We start from the raw sequence: 22,905 nt of genomic DNA, 5'->3' as shown, positions 1-22,905 counted from the left end.
CGCCCTATCTCAGTTGGCCTTGAGGGCCATTTCAGTTTCGCCATCGAACAGATGCATCCGCTCCTGGTCGAACTCGAGCCAGATCTGCTCGTCGGGCGCGACGGCAATGTTCGGCGGCACGCTGACGTTGACGATGGCGCCGGACAGGAACGCCTGAACGAAGGTGACGTCGCCGGTCGGCTCCACCGTATAGGCTTTGGCCGGGACGCTGCCTGGCACCGCACTCTTGTGGAGCTTGATCGTCGAGTGACGTGCGCCGAGCACGACTTTCCGGGTCGTCGCTTTCGCCACCTTCTGGGCATTGCGCGGTGAGAGCTCAAGGCGCCAGCCCTCGGCGCCGGTCAACACCGTGTTGCCGTTTGCCGTCGAGGCCTGCAGCGGAATAAGGCTCATCGCCGGGCTGCCGATGAAGCTGGCCACGAACATGTTCACCGGATGGGCAAAGACCTGCGCCGGTGAATCGTATTGCTGCAGGTAGCCGCCATTCATCACCGCCATCTTGTCAGCCATGGTCACGGCTTCGAGCTGGTCGTGCGTCACATAGATGATCGTCGCCTTGAGGTCCTGGTGGAAACGCTTGATCTCCGACCGCATCTGCACGCGCAGTTTGGCATCGAGGTTGGACAGTGGCTCGTCCATGAGGAACACTGCGGGGTCGCGAACGAGGGCACGGCCAAGAGCCACACGCTGCTGCTGCCCGCCCGAAAGTTCGCGCGGCTTGCGCTCGAGCAGGTGCGTCATGTCGAGCACTCGCGCCGCTTCCTTGACCTTCTTGTCGATCTCGTCCCTGGGGAGTTTGCGCATCTGAAGCGGGAACGCCAGGTTCTTGTAGACCGATTTCTGCGGGTAGAGCGCGTAGTTCTGGAACACCATTGCGATGTCCCGGTCCTTGGGGTCGAGGTCGTTGACCACGCGCTCGCCGATGATGATGTCGCCCGATGTGATCGGGGTCAGCCCAGCGACGAGATTGAGCGTGGTTGTCTTGCCGCAGCCTGAAGGGCCGACGAGCGCAACGAACTCGCCGTCATTGACCGTCAGCGAAACGTGGTTGACAGCTTTGAAGCTGCCATAGCTCTTGACGAGATCTTGGAGGACCACGTGGGCCATCGGCAACTCCCTAGTGCTTGACCGCGCCTTCTGTAAGGGCGCGTACGAAGTATCGTTGCAGGACCAGGAACAGCACCACGACGGGCACACTCATCATGAAGCTGGCCGCCATCAGGCCCGGAAAGTCCGTCGTATTTTCCGAGAAGAAGCGTTGGATGCCGACCGGCAGGGTCAACTGCTCGTTCTTGGAGAGGAAGGTGTAGGCGTAGATGTACTCGTTCCACGCGCCAATGAAGGAATAGATTGCGGTGGCGATGATCCCCGGCGTCGAGAGCGGCATCACGATCATGATGAAGGCCTGGAACCGTGTTGCGCCATCGATGCGCGCCGCCTGCTCAAGCTGCACCGGGATATTGTCGTAAAAGCCCTTGAGCAGCCAGATCGCCAGCGGCAGGCCAAAGGTGAGATAGGTGAGTATCAGTGAGCCATGCGTGTTTATCAGACCGATCGCGCGCATCAGGATGAAGAGTGGCACGAGAAAGATCACCGCCGGGAACATATTGCGCAGCAGCACGGCAAAGAACAGGAAATTCCGGCCGGGGAAACTGAAGCGCGAAAACGCGTAGGCCGCTGGGACAGCCACGATCACCGAAAGGATTGTCGTGACGGTCGACACGAAAAGGCTGTTCCAGAAGAAGCGGAGGAAGTCCTGGCCGACGCTGTTCTGCGGATCGAGCAGTTTCTGATAGCTGGCGAGGGTAGGTTCGTCCGGCCACCATTGCGGCGGGAATTGCGTCGCCGCGAATCCGGACTTGATCGAGGTGATCAGCATCCAGATCATCGGCAACGCGGTATAAAGCAGCATGAACACGAGGAATATGCGCCCGGCCCACCGCCATCCGTCGACGCGCATGCGGCGACGGGTCTGGGCTCGAGGGGCTGTCTCGGCAATCGTGCTCATGCGCTCCCCTCTTTCCGCTCGTTGCCGCTTAACGCACGGACGTAGAAGTAGCCCAGCGTCATCAGCGTGAGGAACAGGAGCACCGAATAAGCCGATGCCACGCCCCAGCGTTGCCGTCCGAAGGCGAGCTCATAAATGTGGGTTATCCAGATATGCGATGCATTCGACGGCCCGCCGCCGGTCATGATCCAGGGGATGATGAAGGAATTGAAGTTGGCTACCGCGAGCAGCAGCATCGTCACCACTGAGACGTTGCGCAAGTGCGGGAAGGTGACGTGCCAAAAGCGCTGCCACGCATTGGCACCGTCGACTTTTGCGGCGCGCAGCAATTGGTCGGGGACTGTCTGCAGGCCGGCCATCATCATGATCATGGCAAACGGAAACTCGCGCCAGATATTGACGACGATCAGGGAGGGCAGCACCGTGCTGACATTGTCGATGAAATTCGGCGGCTGGGCGGCCAATCCGAGGCCGACCAGCACCGCGCCGATGATCCCGAAGTCCGAATGGTAGATCCACTTCCAGATGTAGGAGGCGGCGACGGCGCTGATGACCCAAGGGATGATCAGGACGGCGCGCAGGACACCACGGCCGATGAAATCGCGGTGGAGCGCCAGCGCTGTGGCAAACCCCAGGACAAAGGAGATGAAAGTTGACCCCAGAGTCCAGATCAGTGTGTTCCAGGTGACTTTCCAGAACACCTGACTGGTGAGGATGGTCGTGTAGTTGTCGAAGCCGATGAAGGTCTTGTCGCGGAGTTGCAGGCCAGGCGGTGTCTTAAAGAACGACAGCTCGACCGTGTAGTAGATCGGATAGGCGATGACGATGAGCATCACGGCGATCGCTGGGAGCACGTACGCGTAGTCCGCGCGATGCTCCCAGATCTTCCGTAGCGCGCCGGACCAACCGGGTTGCACTCTTCGGCGAGCCTCGGCCTTGCCGGTCACGATCGTCACTTGTGGCGTGCCCTTATTCTTCGGAACGAGGCGGCTGCGCCAGCGGCGCAGCCGGTCAGATCGTAGGTCAGGCTTGGACTAGAGTCCGCCCATCAGGTCTTTTACCTTCTTGGCCGCGTCGTCCGCTGCCTCGTCGACGGTCATCGCTCCGGTCAGGGCATTCTGCAGCATGTCCGGGATGATGATGTTCATGATCTCGGGGGCCTGCGGCAGTGCTGGGAACGGGATGCCGTATGGCAGCATCGAGGTCGTGACATCGAGGAACTTGATGTTGTCCAGACGTTCCTTCATCCACTTGGTCTTGAAGCCGTTGAGGTTGCCCGGATTTGATCCGGCGTAGGCCATCTTCAGCGACCATTCAGGGCTCGTCCACATGCAGATGATAGCTTTCGCAGCCGGCTCGTCTACCTTGCCGCCCTCGACATATTCGGGCTTCAGGATGTGAATGTTCGAGCCGCCGAACACGACGGCGCGCTTGCCGTCGGGACCAGTCGGGATCAGGCCGTAGCGCATGTTGTCGATGACCGTCTGCGCCTTGTCCTTGTCGGTGCCCGTCGCCTTTTTCTGCAGGTCGAGCATGACGTTGTAATCGGACGGGTGCGAGATCATCATGCCGAGCTGGCCGGCGACGAACAGGGGCTGGTTATCGGCCTGCTGGTTGGTGAGTGCCGAAACCGGAACCGACTTGTCGCGAACATACATGTCGTACGAGGCTTGCAGCGCTGCCTTGCTCTGCGGGCTATCGAGCTGGACCTGCTCATAGGTCGGGTTTGCCGTCGCTTCGTCGAAGACGCCGCCGCCATAGGCCCATAGCTGTGGCATGAAGCGGTACGGCGTATTGCCGGCATTCTTGCGAGCCACGAGGCCGTAGCCGGCAATGCCAAGCTTGTCGTGGATCTGCTTGGAATATTTGACGACGTCGTCCCAGGTTGCCGGAGCCTTGTCTGGATCGAGGCCCGCACGCTTGAAGATGTCGGCATTCCAGATGAACGCCATCGTCTCATTGTTGGTCGGAATGCCGTAGGTCACGCCCTCCCAGGTCACTGCCTTCATGGCGCCGGGCCAGAAATCCTCGGTCGAATACCCCACGTCCTCTGGCTTGAGCGGCTGCAGATAGCCCTTTGAGGCGAACTCGGTACCACCCAGGATTTGCAGGCGGACCGCCATCGGCGCGGCATTGCCCAGGAGCGCGGTGCGGAACTTGTCGAGAAGGTCGTTATAGGTGAGGGCTTGTTCCTCGAGCTGGATGTTCGGATATGTTTTGCGGAAGGTCTCGAAGAATTCCTTGTAGTACTGGCGCAGGAGGTCCGGGTCGCCCTCGAACACGCCCTGATACCAGAAAGTCAGTCGCCCCTTGTAGTCGAGCGGTGTGACCTTGGCGCAATCGGCCGCCGTGTCAAAATCCTGTGTGCCCGCAATCGAGCGCACATATTCCGGCGACCACTTGCTCAGGTCGACCGGCGGTGCACCCAGCGCCGATGTAGACGTCAGGGATGCCATCAAAGCAGTGGCGACAGTGCCGCGCAGGACGGCACTGCCGAGCGCAATTCTCGTCATAGGTATCCTCCCTGGTTCTCCCATGCCGCCCTAAAGCGGTCCTTGCTCGTTTCGATCGCGAGGATGCTTCTTTCAGCTCAGTGTATCCTCCCGATCGCTTGGTACGTTTTCAGATCATGGATTGCCTGTCAACGCGCAGAATCGTACATTGTTTGCGCAAGCCGTGTGTGATATCGGGCAAGGTATGTATTAAATTGGGGAGCCGGCCTTGGCCGAAATAAGCGATTTCAAAGCGATGCCACCGGTGGGGACCGATCCCATCGGGGCCTCCAGCGAGGGCGCCTCGCTTTATGAATTGATCAGGGAAGATATCATCGAGGGACGGCTCGCCGCCAACGAACGGCTTGTCGTCACCGATCTCGCCCGGCGTCACGGCACTTCGACCAATCCTGTGCGCGAGGCCCTGCAGTTGTTGCGCGGCGAAGGGTTTGTCACCTTTGTCGCCAACCGCGGGGCGCGCGTCCGACCCATTGATCAAGATTTTGTCCGAGATATCTACGAGATCGGTGTTCTGATCGAGCCAGCCCTGACACGATGGTTTGTGAATATGGCTACCGGCGAGGACATCGCCGAACTCGAACGTCTCCAAGGCCTGATCGAAGAGAACAATTTCGCCGACACATTCAGGCATAGTGAGCTGGATACCGCTTTCCACACCGTGATGTACCAGCGGCACTACAACCGCCACGCAGCCGAGCTTTGGTGGAAGCATCGCGAAGTGCTGCGAGCCGTGAGCCGTCGTTTCAATTTCACGCTGGCGCGACGTGCCGCGATCATGCGCGAGCACCGCGAACTCATCGCGCTTGTGAAGGCGGGAGAGGCCGACAAGGCGGCCGAACTCGTTTCCCGCCATGTCGAGGGTTCGGGCCGGCATATTCTCGAACAGATGCGAGCGCGCAACGCCACTCGGGCCGGATAGAATGTCCAGTCCAGAACATCGTTAGCTGACCATTTTCAGGCAAAGGTAGGTGAGATGAAAATCACGAGCATTCGGCCGTGGCTGATCAAGTCCGATGCTTCCTACTGGGGAGAGTTCCTGTTCGTCGAAGTGACGACCGACGAGGGAGTGAGTGGCTGGGGAGAGATCACCACCACGACAAGGCTCGCCAACCGCGCTCTCTGCACGATCCTGCGACAGATCGGCGTCGCCGTGACAGGCGAGGATCCGGCGCGTATCGAGCATCTCTGGCACAAGATCTTCCGCAGCTTCACCTACATGGGAAGCCGCGGCGCCGCCGTCGAATGCGTGAGCGCCATCGATATTGCCCTCTGGGACATCCGGGGCAAAGTCCTCGGCAAGCCGATTTACGAGCTGCTTGGCGGGCCGGTACGCGATGAAATCGCGCTCTACACCCATCCCAACCAGGCCAAATTCACCAGCAAGGAGGCTGTGGTCCGCGAAATTCTTGACATTGTCGAGTCCGGACACACTGCGCTCAAGTTCGATCCCTACCCCCACCAGGGCCGCAGCGCCGATGGCCTGCCCCGCGAACAGCGAGACGGCTACCTCGATGGCAGCATGACCCGCAAGGACGAGCGCGAAGCCGCCGAACTCACGGCTCTGATCCGCGAAACGGCAGGACCCGATGTCGACATTCTCATCGATGCGCACGGCCGCTTCGACGTCCCCACCGCCATTCGCCTCTGTCGGAGCCTCGAGGAGGCCGGCCAGATCGACTGGTTTGAGGAGCCCTGCCCGCCCGAGAGCCTTAACGCCCTCAAGCAGGTACGTGAGAAGGTCAATACCGCCATCTCGTGGGGCGAGCGCGGCCACACGAAGTGGGATTTCGTGCCGGTACTCGAGAACAGGCTCGCCGACTACATCATGCCCGACGTTACCTGGACCGGCGGCATTACCGAACTCAAGAAGATTTCTGCGCTGTGCGAAGCCTACTACGTGCCGGTCTCGCCACATGACGCCGCGGGACCGATCAACGTGGTTGCGGGAGCGCAGGTGATGATGACCGTTCCCAATTTCTACAAACTCGAAACATCGGAGTGGAACCTGGGCAAATACGATCACCTGATCGACAGACCACTCGACATTTCGAACGGCAGCCTCAAGCTGACGTCGAAGCCTGGTCTCGGTATTGAGATGGACCGCGACTACCTGCAGGCCCACGAGATTGAGCTGGGCTAGCAACACTGTATGCCGGGCCAGGGTGCGGGACGACAAGCCGAAAACGAGGATAAGTCATGGCAAAGACAGGTGGCGCCGACGAAGCGCTCAATCGGGTGAACGCGAACTCCAAGCCATCCCAGCTTCGCATCACCGACATGCGGGTAGCCGAAATCGTCGGCGCGCCGTTCACCTCAACCCTGCTCAAGATTTACACCAACCAGGGCATCGTCGGGCTTGGCGAGGTGCGCGACGGCGCCAGTGCCACCTACGCGCTGATGCTGAAGAGCCGGCTGCTTGGCGAGAACCCTTGCGACATCGACCGCCTGTTTCGCCGGATCAAGCAGTTCGGTGGCCACGGCCGGCAAGGCGGCGGCGTCTCGGCGGTCGAGATCGCGTTGTGGGATCTCGCCGGCAAGGCCTATGGCGTTCCCATCTACCAGATGCTCGGCGGCCGGTTTCGGGAGAAGGTGCGCGTCTATTGCGACACCGACGCTACCGTGCCGAGCGGCACCGAGACCGGCAAGCGCCTCAAGCAGCGCATGGCGCTCGGCTTCACCTTCCTCAAGATGGATCTGGGGCTGATGCAGATCGCGGATGTACCCGGTGCGGTCGTCTCCCCTGCCGGTTCACTTGAAGGGTACCGCATCCATCCCGGCCGCGGCCCGGTCAAGACCATGGACGAGCGGCGCGCCCGCAATGCCGCTTACGATTTGCATAACGTCCCCCATCCGTTTACCGGCCTCCACTTTTCCGACAAGGGCCTCGACCTGCTTGAACAGTATATTGCCGAGGTCCGCGATGTTATCGGCATGGATATTCCGCTCGCCATTGACCATGTCGGCCACATCTCGCTGCAGAACGGCATTCGGCTCGCCAGGCGGATTGAAAAATACGTGCCGGCCTGGCTCGAGGATGTGATCCCATGGCAGTACACCGAGCAGTTCCGGCAACTGCAGGCCGCCACTACGGTGCCGATCTGCACCGGCGAGGACATCTACCTTAAGGAAGGCTTCGAGCCTCTGCTCAAGAGCGGCGCCCTCTCCATTATCCACCCGGACCTGCTCACCAGCGGGGGCATCCTCGAGACCAAGAAGATCGGCGACATGGCCCAGGACCACGGCGTCGCAATGGCCATCCATATGGCCGAAAGTCCGATCGCCGCAATGGCCGCGGCACATGTCGCGACAGCGACCGAAAACTTCATGGCGCTCGAATACCACTCTGCCGATGTCGACTGGTGGGACGATATCGTCACCGGCGTTCCCAATCCGCTCGTGAACGACGGCTTTATCACTGTTCCGGACAAACCTGGCCTGGGGATTGACGACGTCGTCGACGAGGTGATCTCGCAGCATCTGCAGTCGGGTGTCACCGGCATCTGGCAGCCCACGGATCACTGGGACAACGAGTATTCCTGGGACCGTATCTGGAGCTGAGGCGAAAAGAACCGAAGATGAAGATCACCGATCTCCGCTGCGCCGTCATCGGCAAACATCCCATCGTCCGCATCGTTACCGACGAGGGCCTCTATGGCCTTGGCGAAGTCGAGTTCACCAAGACCTATCTCAAGCCTTGGGTGCTGCATTTCCGTGAGGCGCTGATCGGCGAGGACCCGACCGACGTCGAGCGGGTGATGCTGAAGATCCGCCAACGCGGCTCTTTCAAGCCCTATGGCGCGGCGGTAAGCGCTATCGAGCATGCGCTGTGGGACATAGCCGGTAAGGCCGCAGGCGTGCCGGCCTACAAACTGCTCGGCGGCAAGGTGCGCGACAAGGTGCGCGTCTATAACGGCTCGATCCGCCAGAAGCGAACGGGGGACCGGCCGGAGGATTACGCCGCTGACGTGAAATGGATGATGGAGCAGCCGCAGAATTTCTTCATGATCAAGCAAGGGATCTCGTTCCACTCCAACATGAAGGACACCATCGAGGACTTCCATTACGGCGTGAAGCAGAATAAGGCCGGCTACCACGGTGCCATGGATCAGGGCGTCATCAGCGAGCGCGGTTTCAACCACATGCTCGACTGCGTGATCGCGATGAAGGAAGTGCTGGGCGACAAGGTCAGCCTGGCGCTCGACTGCGGCCCGGGCTGGATGCTGCCCGATGCGATCAAGTTCGCTCGCGCGGTCGAGAAGTACAATTTGATGTGGCTCGAGGACATGCTGACCGGCGACTATGTGCCGTGGGTCAATCCGCAGGCCTATCGGGAACTGACCACCTCAACCTCGACGCCAATTCATACCGGCGAGCAGATATACCTGCGGCACAATTTCAAGGAGCTGATCGAAACGCAGGCGGTGCGCGTCATCGGCCCCGATCCGGCCGATATTGGCGGCATTGCCGAGCTCAAATGGGTCGCCGAGCACGCCTGTATGCACTCGATCCTGATGGCACCGCACGGCACCGCGAACGGGCTTCTCGGCCTCGGCGCGCTGATCAATGTCTGCGCCACCCTGCCCGCCAACTTCATTGCCTTCGAATACCCGAGCGCCTCCGACCCCTGGTGGGAGGACCTCGTAATCGGCCTGCCGTCGCAGATCGTGAAGGACAGCATGGTGGACCTGCTGCAAGCGCCGGGGCTGGGCCTCGATATCGACGCCGAAGCAGGCAGGAAGTATCTCCGGGAAGAGGATGCAGGCTTCTTCGACTGAACCATGCTTGCGCCACCCTGCACCATGCGGACCGCTTCACGCAACCTGTCATCCGGAATGATCGTTTCGGGGCCGGAAGCAGATTGTCGGCTATGGGAGAATCCGCCCGACTCCTTCCGATAGACGAAAGTCCGCTCTGGAAAAGCAGCGGGGGTCTTGAAATGGCACGACCGAGCCGACGGGCGCATCGGCTCGGACTATACCGCGTGGGAGCGCTCTACGTCTCGATCGGGCGGAAAGTGGTCGCGCACGGGAGCGGCCTAAGTAGGCTCATCTGCGCCAACAGGCGACTCCCAAAACAAGATCCACACCAGCAAACCCCCTTTGACGGAACGAAACAAAACTTGCCGTCGCCGGAGTCGCCCCCAAGCGAACGCCCCACCTCGCGCAGGCCGATGTCTGCCGCGGAAAAGCGAAGGAGGGGTAAGGTTATCGCGCCAAGCTGATCGCCGCTCGGCAAAGGTCTGTTTCTGGGCCGGAAGCAGACGGTCCGGTTCTCGAACGACCTAGTCAGAAAACTGCCCTTCCGCTGACGACCCGCGACGAGACCTGGCATAAGCAGCGCCTGCCCATGGTCGAGGATCGCATCCGTGGCCGGCTGGGCGAACTTTCCGATCGCCTGGGCAATGCCGACTGGCTCGATGGTGCGTTCAGCGCCGGTGACCTTCTGATGGTGGCGGTGCTGCGCAGGTTGAACGGATCGGGTATACTGGACGAATATCCGAACCTCTCCGCTTATGTAGCCCGCGGCGAAGTGCGGCCAGCCTTCAAGCGTGCTTTCGATGCTTAATTGGCGGTTTTCACGCCGCATCGACCGGCTGATGACATTCTGGTTACTTGACCCTCTAGCTTTGGTTGCGGTCTACTTTCTCTTCATTGGCCAGATACTGGTGGACGAAGGCGATGGCCATGCTGCCCTCGCCGACCGCCGAGGCAACGCGTTTGACCGGGCTCAGGCGTACGTCGCCGCAGGCGAAGATGCCGGGCGCGCTGGTCTCGAGCAGGTAGGGGTCGCGGCCATGCGACCAGAGCCCGGCCTTCTTCACGTCGTCGCCGGTCAGCACATAACCGCGTGCATCGCGCGCTACGTCGGCCGGCAGCCACTCGGTCTCGGCGTTGGCGCCGATGAACACGAACAGCCCGCCGCATTCGTGCCGGCTCACCTCGTTGCCGGTCTTGTCGAGAATGTCGATCGCCGTCAGGTGCGTCTCGCCGTGCACGGCCTGGACTTCGGAGCGAAGCTGGACCTTTACGTTGGATTTCGCCCTGAGCTGCTCGATCAGATAGTGGGACATGCTGTCGGCAAGCGAGGGGCCGCGCACCAGCAGCGTCACGCTGCGCGCATGGCCGGAAAAATGCATCGCCGCCTGGCCGGCCGAATTGCCGGCGCCGATCAGGTAGACATCCTGCCCATGCGTGCTGCTCGCCTCGCTGCGCGCGGCGCCATAATAAACGCCTTTGCCGATCAACCGGTCGAACCCGTCGATGGCAAGACGGCGCCAGGCGACGCCGGTTGCCAGGATGAGGCTGCGGGCGCGCACGACATCGGTGCCGTCGAGCACCACCTCGTGCGTCGTCGGGTCGATGCCGGCGACCGAACGGGTGACCAGGATTTCGGCGCCGAGCCGCTTTGCCTGCTGCAGCGCGCGGCTGGCAAGCTCGTCGCCGGAAATGCCGCTTGGAAAGCCGAGATAGTTCTCGATGCGCGAGGATGTTCCCGCCTGCCCGCCGGGCGCCTCGCGTTCGACGACGATGGTGCGCAGCCCCTCGGAGGCGCCATAGACCGCAGCCGCAAGACCGGCCGGTCCGCCGCCGATGATCGCGACGTCGTACTCGGCGCCGCGCGGGCGCGTCTGCAGCCCGAGGCGAATGGCAAGATCGCGCACGGCGGGTGCTTCGATAATCTCCCCGTCCGCCAGCCGGGCAACGGGACCATCGAGAGCCGGCCTGCCGAGGGCAGACCAGAAAGCCTCGGCATCCGACGTGTCGGGCAACAGCCAGGTGAACGAAATCTGGTTGCGGGCCAGAAACCGGCGCAGTTCGCCGCACGCCGTGTCCCAGCGATGGCCGACCAATGTGACGCGCGGCCTCTGCGGCTCGGCAGTGACGCTTTGCAGCCCGCCCATCCGCTCGCGGGCAAGCGCGCTGACCTTTTGGGCCACGTCCTTTAAAACCGCGGCGATGGAATAATACTGCTGAACCTCGATGCGCATGACGCGGGAAGATTCGGCGGCGCGATAGCCACCGGGAAAACCCGAGCCAAGCGCAATCGGCACCTCGCCGAAGATCGTTCCCGGCAGACGCCAACCCAGCGTTCGCTCGATGCCGTCGAAGGTCTTTAGGACTTCGATCTTGCCGGCGAGAACCGCAAACAGCGCGGCCTCTCCACCCTCGTGAATCGCGAACTCTCCGGGGCTGAGGTGAAGATCGGCCGCTGTCCGCGCCAGCCGCTCCAGCTCTGCCGCCGGCAAACCCGAAAACAACGGGATCGCTCCCACTTCATCACTTGTCAGCATGGCCCCTCGCGGGAGCCAGTTAGCGTTGTTTTTTTGTCGTGATCAATAAAAAAGCGAGGCGGAGCCGCGTTTTGGCAGAGAGCGCAACCTCCCCGTTGTTGTACCGTTGTTGTGGGGGAGATCGGCAGCCTCGACGCCATGCCACGCATGCTCGTAGCTCGCTCAAGCCGGACGGCACGTGGATGATCGTCGAGCGGTTCGCGCACGATCATCTGGCTGTTAACCCCGTCGGGCGCGCCTATTATGCCGCCTCCGCCTTTGTGTGCACGCCCGCGTCGCTGGCGCAGGATGTCGGGCTCCGGGGCTGGCGCCCAGGCCGGAGAGGCAAGGCTGAGGGAGGTCGTCACCAGCGGTGGCTTCACCGCTTCCGCCGCACCGCGGAGACGCCGTCCAACATGGTGCTGGAGGCCCCCCGTAGTAGGATGGCTGCCGCAGGAAGATTGCTGCTCAAAAAGGTTGCTGCTCCAATCGATCGGAGGAAGCTATGACCGCCTACAATGTAGTCCGCTTTCGCACAAAGCCAAGCATAGAAAAGGCCTTCGTCGAAGCGCACAAGACTATCGCGCTCAACGCGACAGGCTTTCGCAAGGGCGCCCTGATCAAGACTGGCGAGCCCACATTCTGCTTTGTCGGCGAGTGGCAGGACATGGACAGCCTCGCCGCCGCGCGGCCGTCGATGATCGGCATTCTCGACACGTTCCGCGATATGCTCGAAGACCTCGGCGGCGACCTCGGCCTTACCGACCCGGTCTCGGGGACAGTCGTTGCTGAGGTAAGCTGAGGCAGGCTCGAGTTACCGAAGGCCGGCCGAACTCCCAGGCGATCAACCAAAAAGGCAGAGCAGGTTTTGGCGGATGTAGCCAAGCGACAGAGGTTCGTGCCGGAATTGGTCGGGCGTCTGACGGGCTGTAGCGGCTGAGCCGGAGGCTTGGGTGGCCTCAGCCCGCTGCGTGAGGATTCACCGCGCGCTACGGTTTTTCTCTGCTTCGGATGATCCAAGCGGACAACGGTCCGACGAAGACACTGTCGGCGAGTGCTCGTTCCTCCGCACTCAAAGAACCAGGCATCGTGCACGCAGTGCTGGGTTCGCTCAGCAGCGTCGAGGTAGCGATTGCAAGGAGACTTGCTCTCATTTTGCACACCCGCTCAGACCCCACACGCATTGCGCCGATGGTAGCTCAACCTGATAGGATGACCATGCGCGATTGCGATTGAGGATCAGGTAATGGCCGGAAGCGGTCCGATCTATTGCGGTAAGAACGCGCGAGAATGCAGACATCCAATCCGGGGTTCGAAGTCTCGAACTGACCCAACCCAGACGTTCCCGACCGCTGGAATACTGTCTTGAAACCGTGGAAAGAAGCCGGGGGCTTTCACTTGGGCTTGGTCCAGGCACTGCTCTCCGATCACTCCGCCAACGTTCCCTCGGGATAAGAAGCTGGCGTTGGGTGGTCCCACGGGGGCTCTGTCGCCAAGTTGTACGTCGCGTGCGCACGTCACAAGCCACCCCGGCCATAGCGCCAATGCCAAGCATGCACTAACATTCCAGCTTGCCCCTTTGGGGCTGGCCAGTGATCTGTTCAAAGGGAAGTACCCATGACCAATCATTGCTGTGGACCGGGCTATGCTTCTCCAGCCGAGGCGATGACGGCACCTCGCGAAAAGCTGCTCTATACGATTGCCATCTACACCGGCACGGGCATTCAGAAGCCGGACTATCTGTGCACCATTGATGTCGACCCGGAGAGTTCGACCTACAGCCAGGTGATTTCGCGTTTGCAAATGCCGGGTATTGGCGATGAGCTTCATCACTCGGGCTGGAATGCCTGTTCGTCGTGCCATGGCGATGCGAGCATGGAGCGGAAATATCTGATCGTGCCGGGTGTGCGCTCGTCAAATCTGCATATTGTCGATTGCGGTACCGATCCGCGCAGCCCGACACTGTTCAAGGTGATAGACGGCGCTGAAATCAAAGCCAGAACCAACCTGTCGGCACCGCACACAGTGCATTGCCTTGGTTCGGAGATCATCATCTCAATGCTTGGCGACGCTCAAGGCAACGCGCCAGGCGGTTATTTGCAACTCAACAAGGAGTTCGAGATTGTCGGCCGTTGGGAAAACTCCATGGGCAGGATCAAGTTTGGTTATGATTTCTGGTACCAGCCGCGACACAACGTAATGGTCAGCTCGGAGTGGGCCGCGCCTAACACTTTCATGCCTGGTTTCGACCTGGAGGAGGTGGGCCACCTGAAGTATGGCCGAGAGATCCATTTCTGGGATTTTGAGAAGAAGGAACCAAAGCAAACATTCTATCTCGGTGAAGATGGCTTGATCCCGCTGGAAGTGCGATTCCATCATAATCCCGACAGCAGTCACGGCTTTGTTGGCGCGGCCCTTTCCGCAAACATTATCCACTGGTGGAAGGATCCAGCGGGTGACTGGCAATGGGAAAAAATCGTGGATGTCGAAAATGAGCCGCATCCCGAATGGCCGATACCAATACCGGGCGTTATCTCAGTCATACTGCTCAGCATGGACGATCGATACCTCTATCTGTGCAACTGGTTGCATGGCGACATCCGTCAGTATGATATCTCGGACCCCCACAACGCCAAGCTTACCGGACAAGTGTGGATGGGCGGACTTCTCGGACGTGCGCCTGAGGTCAATGGCGTGAAAGTGACTGGCGGGCCGCAGATGATACAGCTCAGCCTCGACGGCAAGCGCCTTTATGTGACGACCTCGCTCTTCTCGACCTGGGACAATCAGTTCTATCCGGAAATCCGCACCAATGGCGGATGCATGCTGATGGTCAATTGCGATACGGAAAACGGCGGCATGGAAATTGATCCGCGATTTGTCGTCGATTTTGGCAAGGAACCAAATGGACCAAGCCGCTGCCACGAAACCCGTTATCCCGGCGGTGATTGCACGAGTGACATCTGGGTATGACCAACTTCACCATCACTCTCGTCAATCAAGGCGGTGCGGCCTTTGACGTCGATCGCCGGAAGCCCCTCTTGCAAAGCTTGCGCGAGCAGGGCGTGGACCTGCCGTATGGGTGCAAGTATGGCGGCTGCATAACCTGTGCGGCCAAAATAATCAGCGGCAAAGTCAATCAAAAAGCGCAGCGGGCGCTGAACAACCGCCAGATCACCAATGGCTATATAATCCTCTGCGTTGCCCGCCCTATGAGCGACTGCACGCTGGAAGTCGGCGTTGAGAGCCACGACAAGCTCTATCGCAACCCCTTCCTTGACCCCTTGGCCGCTCACGAATTGAAAGCCGATATTGCGACCCCGTTGGAAGCAAAGAAATGACCCATATGAATCATGATGAGCCCTATTCGGAGGCTTATCTGCAAGACATTCTGAAATCGGTCAAAACCATCGCGATGGTTGGGGCCAGCCCCGATAAAACTAAATTTTCCTATGGGGTACTCAGGGTGCTGCACGAAATCGGCTATGACATGATCCCGGTCAACCCCAGTCCCGGTCTGGATGAGATTCGAGGGCTTAAGGTGTACGCGTCACTAGCGGCCATCGACCGGCCTGTGGATATGGTTGAGGTTTTTCGCCGCTCCGAAGATCTGTTGGAAGTTGCACAGGAGGCCATCGCAATCAATGCCAAGGTTCTGTGGGGTCAGATTGGGGTGCGCGATGACGCTGCCGCCCAGTTGGCGGAGGAAGCGGGCTTGAAAGTGGTGATGAACCGCTGTCCCAAGATTGAGTTGTTCCGCCCCTTCTGGAAGCCAAAGCTGCACTTGGGAATATGACTGCAGGGGCGCAGAATTCGGGGTTGTCGCGGCAACCAACCTGTTCCCTCTGGAGTCTCAGACGTTGATTCTGCTAGCAGATTGAATTTTGCCCGAGGTACGATGCCAGATGATCGCTGAGATCACGCGCGTCGTCGCCAGCGCCGTCGATCAGAGCAGACTTGCGGCGGCGCAGAAACTGCGTCCCCATCAGGTACAGGCCCGGATGTTCCGCTACACCGCCGTCGTGACGGACGTGGCCCTTGCGGTCGAGGACCGGCAGTTCCAGCCAGGAGTAGTCCGGCCGGTAGCCGGTGGCCCAGATGATCGTCCTGATAGCGCCTCCGGCAAGATCGAGGCCGAGCGGCGGGTTGTCCTCGACACGGGTCGGCGGCGGGCGATCCGGCGGCCCGACCGTAGCGTCCAGGCCGTTGGCGCGCGCCCATTCGTCGATGAGGTCGAGCAGCCGTGCCATCTTGAGATCGGAAAGCGCGCACATGTTGCGCAACGACCCCGCAAACTGGGCCTTGCCGTCTTCGGTGATGCCGGCAAGACGACCGATGATCCGGACGCCGAGGTCGTCGAGCGCATTGAGGTCGAGGGTGATGCGGTCGGGCGTGCCGACAAGCTGTAGCGAAGGAACCCGTCGCGCCCGCCTGATGTCGTCCACCTCGTCGTAACGCTCGTCGAGCACGCCGGCGGCGTCCATCCACCATTCCAGGTCCTTGCCGCGATAGACGCGGGGCGCCCGGATGTGCTCGCCCACCGACAGGGTCACTTGACGCCCCGAACGCTGCAGCTCCTGTGCGATCTGGGTGCCGCTCGACGACGCGCCCACCACCATCACGCCACCGTCGGCGACCTGACCCGGATTGCGGTAGGACTGTGCCGTCAGCATGGCGACCGACGGCGGCACGCGGCTGGCGACGTCGGGCAGGCGCGCGATGTTGCACGCGCCCGACGCCAGCACGACGGTCCGACACCGCCACTCGCCGCGCTCCGTGCGCACAAGATATCCCGCCCCGTCGCTCCGAACCGAGGTAACGGTCGTGTGGGTTCTGACCGGAGCCGAGATCGCCTTGGCATAGTTCCCGAGGAAGTCGATCACCTCAGGCATCGTCCGGTAGCCGTCGGGATCGTCGCCGTCATAGCGGAAGCCCGGCAGCCGGCTCTGCCAGTTCGGGGTGAGCAGCCGGAGTGAATCCCATCGCTCGGTGCGCCAGGTATGGGCGATCTCGCCGCGCTCCAGCAGCACATGGTCGATAGAGCGCTCTGCGAGGCAGCGGCTCATCGCGAGCCCCGCGTGCCCCGCGCCGACGATCACTGTGGTGACGGAACTAATCGCACCCTCTCATCAGGAGAGTCTACGGTTCGAAGCGCCTTTCAATTCACCACGACCGTGACGTTCGTCGGATTGGTGACAATGTCATAGACGGCCGACCGCTTCTGCGACTGAGCGACGATAGCCTCGATGTCCTCGCGCTTGGCGTCGGCGTCGATGTTGTATTTCACCGTGATGCCGCTGAAGCCGTTGCGCACGTCGCTGTCGATGCCGAGTATTCCGGCGAGATCCATGTCGCCTTCGATGGTCGCCTTCACCGACTTCAACTGGATGTTCCGGTTCTGGGCAACCGCGGCGATGCCGGCGGTCAGGCAACTCGCCAGTCCGACCAGCACGTATTCGACGGGCGTGGCGCCCTTGTCCTGGGAAGCGAAGACCTCCGGATGGTCTGCGTCGAATGTGAAGGTGGTCTTGCGATGCTGATCCTCGCCGAGACCGTAGAAGCTCTCGACCGACGAGTGGCTGTGGGTGCCATCCTTCCATTCGCAGGCCGCGCGCCACTTGAACTGCGCTGCCTCCGGGGCGTTGGTAAGCGCTTCGCGTGCGCCGAGCAGCGCCTCTACGTTAACGCCGTTGTTTGCCTGTACTTCGGAAGCCATAATTATTATCCTCCCTACCTTGCACTGGCTCAAAAACCCGACCGATCTCACTGACCTCCCGATCAGATTTCACCATGGCGCGGCATGCTATGGGTCGCGAAGCGTTTCTTCAAGTTGTTTCCGCAGCGGAATGTTCGCCCTCGTGTGCCGAGTTGTGCCTTGGCAGGCTCTGGCGCGACCACGACCTTCAGCGTGGTCAATTGCAGTGTCTGCTTCCGGGCGGAGGCAAAGTTCGCCTCTATGGCCGACATCAGGCGCGAAGCTGCCGGATCGAAATACGAAGCGATGAGCAACCCGCGCGACGCCGTCCTCATTCAGATTTCAATTCGTTTGGCCAGCGCGGACCGCGGAAGTAGCTCCTCCCGTGCCTGGTCAGACAGGCTGTCGTCCCCCATTCTTTGCACAGCGCCTCAATGAACGGATTATCCTTTAGCTGCCAGATTGCGGTCTTAGGGCGGTACGGACCTATGGGTTGACGGCGTTTGGAGTCGTATCGGGCTGCACGCGGTGGATCCTAGAGGCGGCAGAACATGCGTTTGATGGAGTTTCGGTCGATCTCGCTCACGCCATGTCTTCGGCAACACGAAAAAGGAGGCGGATATACCGCTCCAGATGGGCGAGGCTTTCGCGCGCCAGCTCCGCATCATTCCCTGCTTTCGCGAGAACAAATCCTCCTTGTATGACAGTCTGCGTGTATCGAGCCAGACTTTCGGCGGTCCAATCATCCGTGATGCCGCGCTCACGGCGAGCCAGTTCAATGTCGGCTTCTAGCGTGGACGCATGACCGAATATGCTAGCTCCACAGGCATCGCGGATGCTGGGAAAACTCGAGAAGGTCTCTTGGGCCATCGTTCCGACCAGACAGCTGGAACCTGCCAGATCGTCGGTGATGATCGCTTTGCGAAAAGCGACATACGCAAGCACCCTCTCCAACGCATCGAGAGGGCGATGATAGGGAGCAGCGGCGAAAAAGTCCGAGGTGGTCTTAGCCCAAAATTCCGCAGCTGCAATTCCCAGGGCTTCCTTGCTACCGAAGCTGTGGAAGAATGCCCCCTTAGTTACCGCAGCCGCCTTGCACAGATCATCAACGCTGGCTGAGGCGAAGCCTTTGGCGCGGATAGTGTCCCTTGCAGCTTCCAGGAGCCGGGTTCGGGCATCACCGCGCTCGGGAGCATGTTTGGTTGGCCTAGACATGCGAATATTCATACCTTACGATCGGTATGTGTCAATAGTGAAGCCCCCATTCGCCAAGGGTGCATAGGTCTCGAAAACACGGAACGTGATATGAATTTATATGACGACGATCTTACCCGGTTTGCTGAGCATGGGGCCGCCCTTCTCCCTGCCACAGATGGCGAGGATCGAGTAGAGCATGACGGAGCCCTGATCTGGTACGCATCATTTGGTAGCGGTCCTCCCGTCATCCTCTTGCATGGCGGACTCGGCCACAGCGGCAACTGGGGATATCAGGTTTCGGCCTTGGCGGCGGCGGGCCACCGCGTGGTGACGATCGACAGTCGCGGACACGGCCGCAGCACCCGCGATAACAGGCCATATTCCTATGAACTCATGGCTTCTGACGTCGTGGCTGTGATGGACCACCTTTCCCTTGACAAGGCTACCTTCGTCGGCTGGAGTGACGGCGCCTGCGTCGCTCTGGTACTTGCCTCCAAGGCACCAGCACGCGTGGCAGGCGTCTTCTTTTTTGCCTGCAACATGGATCCTGGTGGCACAAAGCAGATCGAACCGAGTCCGCTTCTCGATCGCTGCTTCAGTCGCCACAGGAAAGACTACGCCATGCTCTCCGCCACGCCAGGCGACTTCGACCAGTTCGTCGGCGCCGTGGGGCTGATGATGCGAACCCAGCCGAACTATACCAAAGAGGACCTTGGCGCCATCAAAGTGCCTGTGGTCATCGCACTCGGCGAGCATGACGAATTTATCAAGCGAGAGCATGCCAACTACCTGGCTGACGCTATTCCGGGGGCCGAATTGATCATTTTGCCCGGCGTTAGTCACTTCGCGCCATTACAGCGTCCGGACGCATTCAACGCGACGGCCCTCGCCTTCATAGCCAAGTATCGATCTCGGGTTCGGACCGATAACCAGTAGCTGGCGGTCGCGGCGAGGCAGCCGGCTGCGAGGAGAACGGCGTTGAGTCGTATTGGATTGCGACGCGGCGGAAAGGCGGCAGCAGAACCTGCGCTCGCCTGTGAGACTCTGCTTCGGGTCACAAGCAGAACAGCAGCCCCCTACGGCTCGTCCCTCTCATCGCGCAAATTAGACACAACGCGGCGGTTCTGCGACCTGCAGGCGGTGTCGGGGCACTCGCGGACGAGCCTGTCCTTGCCGTAGCCCTTGGCCCACATGCGGTTGCGGTCTATGCCGCCGGCGGCGAGGTAGTCCATCACCGCATCGGCGCGCTGCTGCGACAGCGCCATTTCACTTGCGCCGGGATCGTCGGCGAAACCCTGCAGCTTGAGCAGCCAGCGCGGATGCTTTGCTAGCCAGGCGATCTGGGTGTCGAGGGTGGCCTTGGCGACAGAATCGAGCGCGGCCGAACCTTGCGTGAAATAGGTGCGGCGGCCGACATTGAGGATAAAATCCTCCTCGCTGCCCGGCTGCACGTTCTGGAAGCCGGCAACCTCGGTGTTGGTGACGTCGGGCGTGGAAGGGGCCAGCGTGTTGCTGGTCGAGCAGGCTGCGGCCAGCACCAGCAGGCCCGCGGCGAGCAGCCGGCGCGTGTTTTCAATCATGCGGTTCATGAGGCGCCAATCATTCGACAGTGGTGGAAGCGGGCGCCTGGTCGGCGATGTGCGGCAGTACCTGCACCGCGGTGCCGATCGGGCAGCGCTGGTAGAGGTCGATGATGTCTTCCGGGAACATGCGGATGCAGCCGCTGGAAGCGTCGGTGCCGATGCTCCACGGCTCCAGCGTGCCATGCAGGCGGTAGCCGGTATCGGCGCCGTTGCGGTGCAGATAGAGCGCGCGCGGCCCGAGCGGATTGTTGGACGCGCCGCCTGCGACCATGGGCGGTAGGTCCGGCCTGCGCTTCCGCATTTCGGGGGGCGGGACCCATTGCGGCCACAGCGCGCGGCGGTCGATCGTCGCGCGGCCGTACCATTTGAAGCCGTCCTTGCCGACGCCGACGCCGTAGCGGATGGCGGTCTTGTTTTCCATGATGACGTAAAGGAAATGGTGGCGGGTATCGACCACGACGGTGCCGACCGGCTCGCTGCTGAAATACTTGACGATCTGGCGATGCCATCTCTTGTCGATCTTGGCGAAGTTGGTCTTGCGATACACAAAATTGTTGTCGCTGGCGGTACCGGCGAAAAAGGATTTTGCCGCCGCTGCTTGAGCAATGTTGCTGGTTGCACCCACCGCGACCAGCGCCAGGCCGCCGAGCACGACACCCCTGCGTGATAAAACCATCGGCAATATTCCCCCTCATGCCAAAAGCTTGGCGGACCATAGTTGAGAATTACTTCGCCTCAAAGTGGAAAATGCTGCGTTGCTTCAGTCCGCCGTGTCCGGACATTCGTCATTGCCGGGTTCGGGCGGGTAGGCCGGGTGATCGGCAGATTGCTCGACGAGCGTGGATACAGGTGGGTTGCAGTCGACCTCGACGCCAAAAATGTAGAGCGGTCCCGGGAAGAACGTCTACCGGTCTTTTTCGGCAACGCTTCGCAGGAGGAGATGGTGGCCGCCGCGAAAATTGACAGCGCAAAGGCCCTGGGGATCACTCTGGACGACCCCGAGGCAGCCAAATCGGTTCTTGCGGCGCTGAGACGCAACTGCCCGACCTCCCGGTGATTGTCCGGGCGCGTCACCACATGCATGTGCAAGAGCTGCTTGAGAAAGGCGCGACAACCGTAATGCCCGAAACGACGGAATCCAGCCTTCTCCTGGGTGCAGCTGTCCTTCAAGAACTCGGGGACAGCAAAACGGATGTGGATGCGGCCGTCAGGACCGTCCGCAGGCGTTCTTACTCCACGTCCCCAAGCGGGTCCGGCCTTCTCCGAGCCTGTGTGCTTGGCATTTACCGCTCGCGGTGATCTGTACCCGCCCCATGCAATCGGGAACTCCACCGCTCTCGGCGGCTGGCGGATGAGCCGAATAGCTAACGCCTCCGGAGTGCACTCCTCGTAAGCCGCTGACCTGCCGTTTCCTTCGACGGCCATGGTGCTGGCATTCTACGAAACGTGGATATCCCGGAGCGGAGACTCGCGGGATCGGCGATGGCCGCCAGCAAAGAAGCGTTTGAAAAGGCCAAACGGTGACGCCGTCGCAGGAACGAAAGTGGAAAAGAAAGCAGAACTTTCGTGTGCAGGCTTTGCATGCGCGCCCCCATAACTCTTTGATTTTGTTTAGTTGTCTGTCCGATCCATCACACGCTGACTGTCATCACGGCAGCCGGTGTCCGCTTATGGGATGTCGCAATGGCCCGCTCTACGTCTGAGTTTAGGCGCAGAGCAGACGGTCGGGTTTCCAACCCGGAGCGACAAGAGCTGACCTTTGGTCGGCGCAAGTGTCGTCCTGACGTGACCCAATGCGGTCTTTCGTTGCGAGCGTCGCTTGCTGGAGCTGCGTTAAGTCGGTCGGAGGCCAATGGTATTTTCAATGGAACGCTAATATACATGGAAACCCCAACGAGCAGCGCCTGCCAGATACTTGAGGAATGCCATGCGAAGGCTCATCTTCACGGCGATATGTATCGCCGCCGCAACAGCCGCTAACGCCCATGATTGGTACGAAGATAAGATTGACCCACAGACCAAATTCAAGTGCTGCGGCGGTTCAGATTGCCGCGCCATACCTCGGTCTTCGGTGCGGTCCAGGGTAGACGGCGGGTACACTTATTTGCCGCATAATTTCACCATCCCACGTGACCGTGTGCAGGAATCCCCGGACGGGCAATACCATATCTGCGAAAATAAATATGTTGTAACCAACCAGTTGTATTGGCGTTGCTTCTTCGCACCTCGTGTCGATGTGTCTATACTTCTAAAGCATTAACCGCGCGTCGCTTCCGCAACTTACATCAGCAAGGTGCTAGTCCATTAATTCTGTTGGACTTTCTTCAAAATTGCCGAAGCTCAAGCGGTGCGCGACTGCCCCAGGGATTTCATTGGATACGTCGCGGCTATCGAGAGCCTGCGCGCCCTGGGCGTAACGCCATGGGGCGCTGCCGCGGGTGACTTCTGGGCGCGCTCCGCAATTCGGTGACAGTCCAGATTTTATCGTGTCGGCGCGGCCGTGGTTGTGTAGATTGGCTGCGTGGCCCGCCTTGCCCGCATTGTCGTTCCAAGTCCACTCGCCACGTGACGCAAACGCGGTAGCGGCTGGCGATTTCGACCACGATGGACAGCCAAGCGATAGGGGATAACTGGCGCGG

At 60.6% G+C, this 22,905-nt stretch carries 21 protein-coding genes and 2 pseudogenes; 12 read left to right on the top strand and 11 right to left on the bottom strand.

What is annotated here, in order from left to right; genetic code table 11:
* Window positions 1–9 precede the first annotated feature (9 nt).
* The 4 genes from NKI70_RS30215 to NKI70_RS30200 all read right to left on the bottom strand — a co-directional run bounded on the left by NKI70_RS30215 (window position 10) and on the right by NKI70_RS30200 (window position 4,521).
* Window positions 10–1,107: an ABC transporter ATP-binding protein gene (locus NKI70_RS30215; protein WP_352569977.1), complete on the bottom strand. Its 1,098-nt coding sequence runs from the start codon at window positions 1,105–1,107 to the stop codon at window positions 10–12.
* A gap of 10 nt (window positions 1,108–1,117) precedes the next feature.
* A complete protein-coding gene (locus NKI70_RS30210) occupies window positions 1,118–2,008 on the bottom strand; it encodes a carbohydrate ABC transporter permease (RefSeq protein ID WP_023679256.1) in 891 nt (296 codons plus the stop codon).
* On the bottom strand, window positions 2,005–2,964 hold the full coding sequence (locus NKI70_RS30205) for a carbohydrate ABC transporter permease (RefSeq protein ID WP_352725929.1): 960 nt from the start codon (window positions 2,962–2,964) through the stop codon (window positions 2,005–2,007). Before NKI70_RS30205 ends, NKI70_RS30210 begins: the two co-directional genes overlap by 4 nt.
* 78 nt (window positions 2,965–3,042) lie before the next feature.
* Window positions 3,043–4,521 (bottom strand): ABC transporter substrate-binding protein, encoded by a 1,479-nt coding sequence (locus NKI70_RS30200; protein ID WP_352693453.1) that lies wholly within the window; start codon window positions 4,519–4,521, stop codon window positions 3,043–3,045.
* 208 nt (window positions 4,522–4,729) lie between these two features.
* Between NKI70_RS30200 and NKI70_RS30195 the strand changes: the two genes are divergently transcribed.
* From NKI70_RS30195 to NKI70_RS30175, 5 genes and pseudogenes are all read left to right on the top strand, one after another.
* Window positions 4,730–5,440 (top strand): GntR family transcriptional regulator, encoded by a 711-nt coding sequence (locus NKI70_RS30195; RefSeq protein ID WP_352725927.1) that lies wholly within the window; start codon window positions 4,730–4,732, stop codon window positions 5,438–5,440.
* Window positions 5,441–5,494: 54 nt separating this feature from the next.
* On the top strand, window positions 5,495–6,661 hold the full coding sequence (locus NKI70_RS30190; RefSeq protein ID WP_352449172.1) for a mandelate racemase/muconate lactonizing enzyme family protein: 1,167 nt from the start codon (window positions 5,495–5,497) through the stop codon (window positions 6,659–6,661).
* Window positions 6,662–6,717: 56 nt separating this feature from the next.
* Window positions 6,718–8,079, top strand: coding sequence for a mandelate racemase/muconate lactonizing enzyme family protein (locus NKI70_RS30185; protein WP_352725925.1), 1,362 nt, complete (start codon window positions 6,718–6,720; stop codon window positions 8,077–8,079).
* Window positions 8,080–8,096: 17 nt separating this feature from the next.
* Window positions 8,097–9,296 carry a mandelate racemase/muconate lactonizing enzyme family protein gene (locus NKI70_RS30180; RefSeq protein ID WP_352458389.1) on the top strand — a complete coding sequence of 400 codons (1,200 nt, stop codon included), beginning with the start codon at window positions 8,097–8,099 and terminating at the stop codon, window positions 9,294–9,296.
* Window positions 9,297–9,834: 538 nt separating this feature from the next.
* Window positions 9,835–10,086, top strand: a pseudogene (locus tag NKI70_RS30175) (glutathione S-transferase family protein); the annotation flags it as partial.
* A 55-nt stretch (window positions 10,087–10,141) separates the two neighbouring features.
* On the opposite strand, the gene NKI70_RS30170 reads toward NKI70_RS30175, so the two are convergent.
* Complete coding sequence (locus tag NKI70_RS30170) at window positions 10,142–11,812, bottom strand: FAD-dependent oxidoreductase (protein WP_352725922.1); 1,671 nt, start codon at window positions 11,810–11,812, stop codon at window positions 10,142–10,144.
* A 161-nt stretch (window positions 11,813–11,973) separates the two neighbouring features.
* Between NKI70_RS30170 and NKI70_RS30165 the strand changes: the two are divergent.
* The 5 genes and pseudogenes from NKI70_RS30165 to NKI70_RS30145 all read left to right on the top strand — a co-directional run.
* Window positions 11,974–12,219, top strand: a pseudogene (locus NKI70_RS30165) (SAM-dependent methyltransferase); the annotation flags it as partial.
* 77 nt (window positions 12,220–12,296) lie between these two features.
* Entirely contained in the window at window positions 12,297–12,593 is a 297-nt protein-coding gene (locus tag NKI70_RS30160) for a DUF718 domain-containing protein (RefSeq protein WP_352725920.1), read from the top strand.
* Window positions 12,594–13,408: 815 nt separating this feature from the next.
* Window positions 13,409–14,764, top strand: a complete 1,356-nt coding sequence (locus NKI70_RS30155; RefSeq protein ID WP_352725918.1) for a selenium-binding family protein — start codon at window positions 13,409–13,411, stop codon at window positions 14,762–14,764.
* Window positions 14,761–15,132 carry a 2Fe-2S iron-sulfur cluster-binding protein gene (locus NKI70_RS30150; protein WP_352622471.1) on the top strand — a complete coding sequence of 124 codons (372 nt, stop codon included), beginning with the start codon at window positions 14,761–14,763 and terminating at the stop codon, window positions 15,130–15,132. The genes NKI70_RS30155 and NKI70_RS30150 overlap by 4 nt, the downstream gene beginning before the upstream one ends.
* Before the next feature lie 5 nt (window positions 15,133–15,137).
* On the top strand, window positions 15,138–15,587 hold the full coding sequence (locus NKI70_RS30145; protein WP_031212498.1) for a CoA-binding protein: 450 nt from the start codon (window positions 15,138–15,140) through the stop codon (window positions 15,585–15,587).
* Window positions 15,588–15,660: 73 nt separating this feature from the next.
* Here NKI70_RS30145 and NKI70_RS30140 read toward each other — a convergent pair whose 3' ends face one another.
* From NKI70_RS30140 to NKI70_RS30125, 4 genes are all read right to left on the bottom strand, one after another.
* Window positions 15,661–16,890 (bottom strand): NAD(P)-binding domain-containing protein, encoded by a 1,230-nt coding sequence (locus tag NKI70_RS30140; RefSeq protein WP_352725916.1) that lies wholly within the window; start codon window positions 16,888–16,890, stop codon window positions 15,661–15,663.
* A gap of 59 nt (window positions 16,891–16,949) precedes the next feature.
* The gene (locus NKI70_RS30135; RefSeq protein ID WP_023679231.1) at window positions 16,950–17,507 is read right to left on the bottom strand and encodes an OsmC family protein; all 558 of its coding nucleotides are present in this window, start codon (window positions 17,505–17,507) and stop codon (window positions 16,950–16,952) included.
* 62 nt (window positions 17,508–17,569) lie between these two features.
* Window positions 17,570–17,800 (bottom strand): hypothetical protein, encoded by a 231-nt coding sequence (locus NKI70_RS30130; RefSeq protein WP_352622467.1) that lies wholly within the window; start codon window positions 17,798–17,800, stop codon window positions 17,570–17,572.
* Window positions 17,801–18,068: 268 nt separating this feature from the next.
* Window positions 18,069–18,701, bottom strand: a complete 633-nt coding sequence (locus tag NKI70_RS30125; RefSeq protein ID WP_352693492.1) for a TetR/AcrR family transcriptional regulator — start codon at window positions 18,699–18,701, stop codon at window positions 18,069–18,071.
* 90 nt (window positions 18,702–18,791) lie between these two features.
* Here NKI70_RS30125 and NKI70_RS30120 point away from each other — a divergent pair, with 90 nt between their 5' ends.
* On the top strand, window positions 18,792–19,619 hold the full coding sequence (locus NKI70_RS30120; RefSeq protein WP_352725914.1) for an alpha/beta fold hydrolase: 828 nt from the start codon (window positions 18,792–18,794) through the stop codon (window positions 19,617–19,619).
* A gap of 140 nt (window positions 19,620–19,759) precedes the next feature.
* Here the strand turns inward: NKI70_RS30120 and NKI70_RS30115 are convergent, their stop codons facing one another.
* Both NKI70_RS30115 and NKI70_RS30110 read right to left on the bottom strand, forming a co-directional pair.
* Window positions 19,760–20,272 (bottom strand): OmpA family protein, encoded by a 513-nt coding sequence (locus tag NKI70_RS30115; protein WP_352725912.1) that lies wholly within the window; start codon window positions 20,270–20,272, stop codon window positions 19,760–19,762.
* 10 nt (window positions 20,273–20,282) lie between these two features.
* Window positions 20,283–20,942 carry a L,D-transpeptidase gene (locus tag NKI70_RS30110; protein ID WP_352595026.1) on the bottom strand — a complete coding sequence of 220 codons (660 nt, stop codon included), beginning with the start codon at window positions 20,940–20,942 and terminating at the stop codon, window positions 20,283–20,285.
* A 42-nt stretch (window positions 20,943–20,984) separates the two neighbouring features.
* On the opposite strand from NKI70_RS30110, the gene NKI70_RS30105 reads away from it, so the two are divergent.
* Window positions 20,985–21,323: an NAD-binding protein gene (locus NKI70_RS30105; RefSeq protein WP_352725910.1), complete on the top strand. Its 339-nt coding sequence runs from the start codon at window positions 20,985–20,987 to the stop codon at window positions 21,321–21,323.
* Window positions 21,324–22,905: the final 1,582 nt, after the last annotated feature.

The sequence above is a fragment of the Mesorhizobium sp. M0500 genome, from assembly GCF_040321165.1.
In the GTDB taxonomy this organism is placed as follows: domain Bacteria; phylum Pseudomonadota; class Alphaproteobacteria; order Rhizobiales; family Rhizobiaceae; genus Mesorhizobium.
Note: the sequence above shows the minus strand (reverse complement) of the source record. Positions and strands in the feature narration are given on the sequence as shown.

Bases quoted from the DNA above. Each gene is read 5' to 3' on its own strand.
- NKI70_RS30190 (WP_352449172.1), top strand. From the start codon at position 5,495: ATGAAAATCACGAGCATTCGGCCGTGGCTGATCAAGTCCGATGCTTCC.
- NKI70_RS30120 (WP_352725914.1), top strand. From the start codon at position 18,792: ATGAATTTATATGACGACGATCTTACCCGGTTTGCTGAGCATGGGGCC.
- NKI70_RS30215 (WP_352569977.1), bottom strand. From the start codon at position 1,107: ATGGCCCACGTGGTCCTCCAAGATCTCGTCAAGAGCTATGGCAGCTTC.
- NKI70_RS30155 (WP_352725918.1), top strand. From the start codon at position 13,409: ATGACCAATCATTGCTGTGGACCGGGCTATGCTTCTCCAGCCGAGGCG.
- NKI70_RS30145 (WP_031212498.1), top strand. From the start codon at position 15,138: ATGAATCATGATGAGCCCTATTCGGAGGCTTATCTGCAAGACATTCTG.
- NKI70_RS30115 (WP_352725912.1), bottom strand. From the start codon at position 20,272: ATGAACCGCATGATTGAAAACACGCGCCGGCTGCTCGCCGCGGGCCTG.
- NKI70_RS30110 (WP_352595026.1), bottom strand. From the start codon at position 20,942: ATGGTTTTATCACGCAGGGGTGTCGTGCTCGGCGGCCTGGCGCTGGTC.
- NKI70_RS30135 (WP_023679231.1), bottom strand. From the start codon at position 17,507: ATGGCTTCCGAAGTACAGGCAAACAACGGCGTTAACGTAGAGGCGCTG.
- NKI70_RS30160 (WP_352725920.1), top strand. From the start codon at position 12,297: ATGACCGCCTACAATGTAGTCCGCTTTCGCACAAAGCCAAGCATAGAA.
- NKI70_RS30200 (WP_352693453.1), bottom strand. From the start codon at position 4,521: ATGACGAGAATTGCGCTCGGCAGTGCCGTCCTGCGCGGCACTGTCGCC.
- NKI70_RS30210 (WP_023679256.1), bottom strand. From the start codon at position 2,008: ATGAGCACGATTGCCGAGACAGCCCCTCGAGCCCAGACCCGTCGCCGC.
- NKI70_RS30180 (WP_352458389.1), top strand. From the start codon at position 8,097: ATGAAGATCACCGATCTCCGCTGCGCCGTCATCGGCAAACATCCCATC.
- NKI70_RS30150 (WP_352622471.1), top strand. From the start codon at position 14,761: ATGACCAACTTCACCATCACTCTCGTCAATCAAGGCGGTGCGGCCTTT.
- NKI70_RS30185 (WP_352725925.1), top strand. From the start codon at position 6,718: ATGGCAAAGACAGGTGGCGCCGACGAAGCGCTCAATCGGGTGAACGCG.
- NKI70_RS30125 (WP_352693492.1), bottom strand. From the start codon at position 18,701: ATGTCTAGGCCAACCAAACATGCTCCCGAGCGCGGTGATGCCCGAACC.
- NKI70_RS30170 (WP_352725922.1), bottom strand. From the start codon at position 11,812: ATGCTGACAAGTGATGAAGTGGGAGCGATCCCGTTGTTTTCGGGTTTG.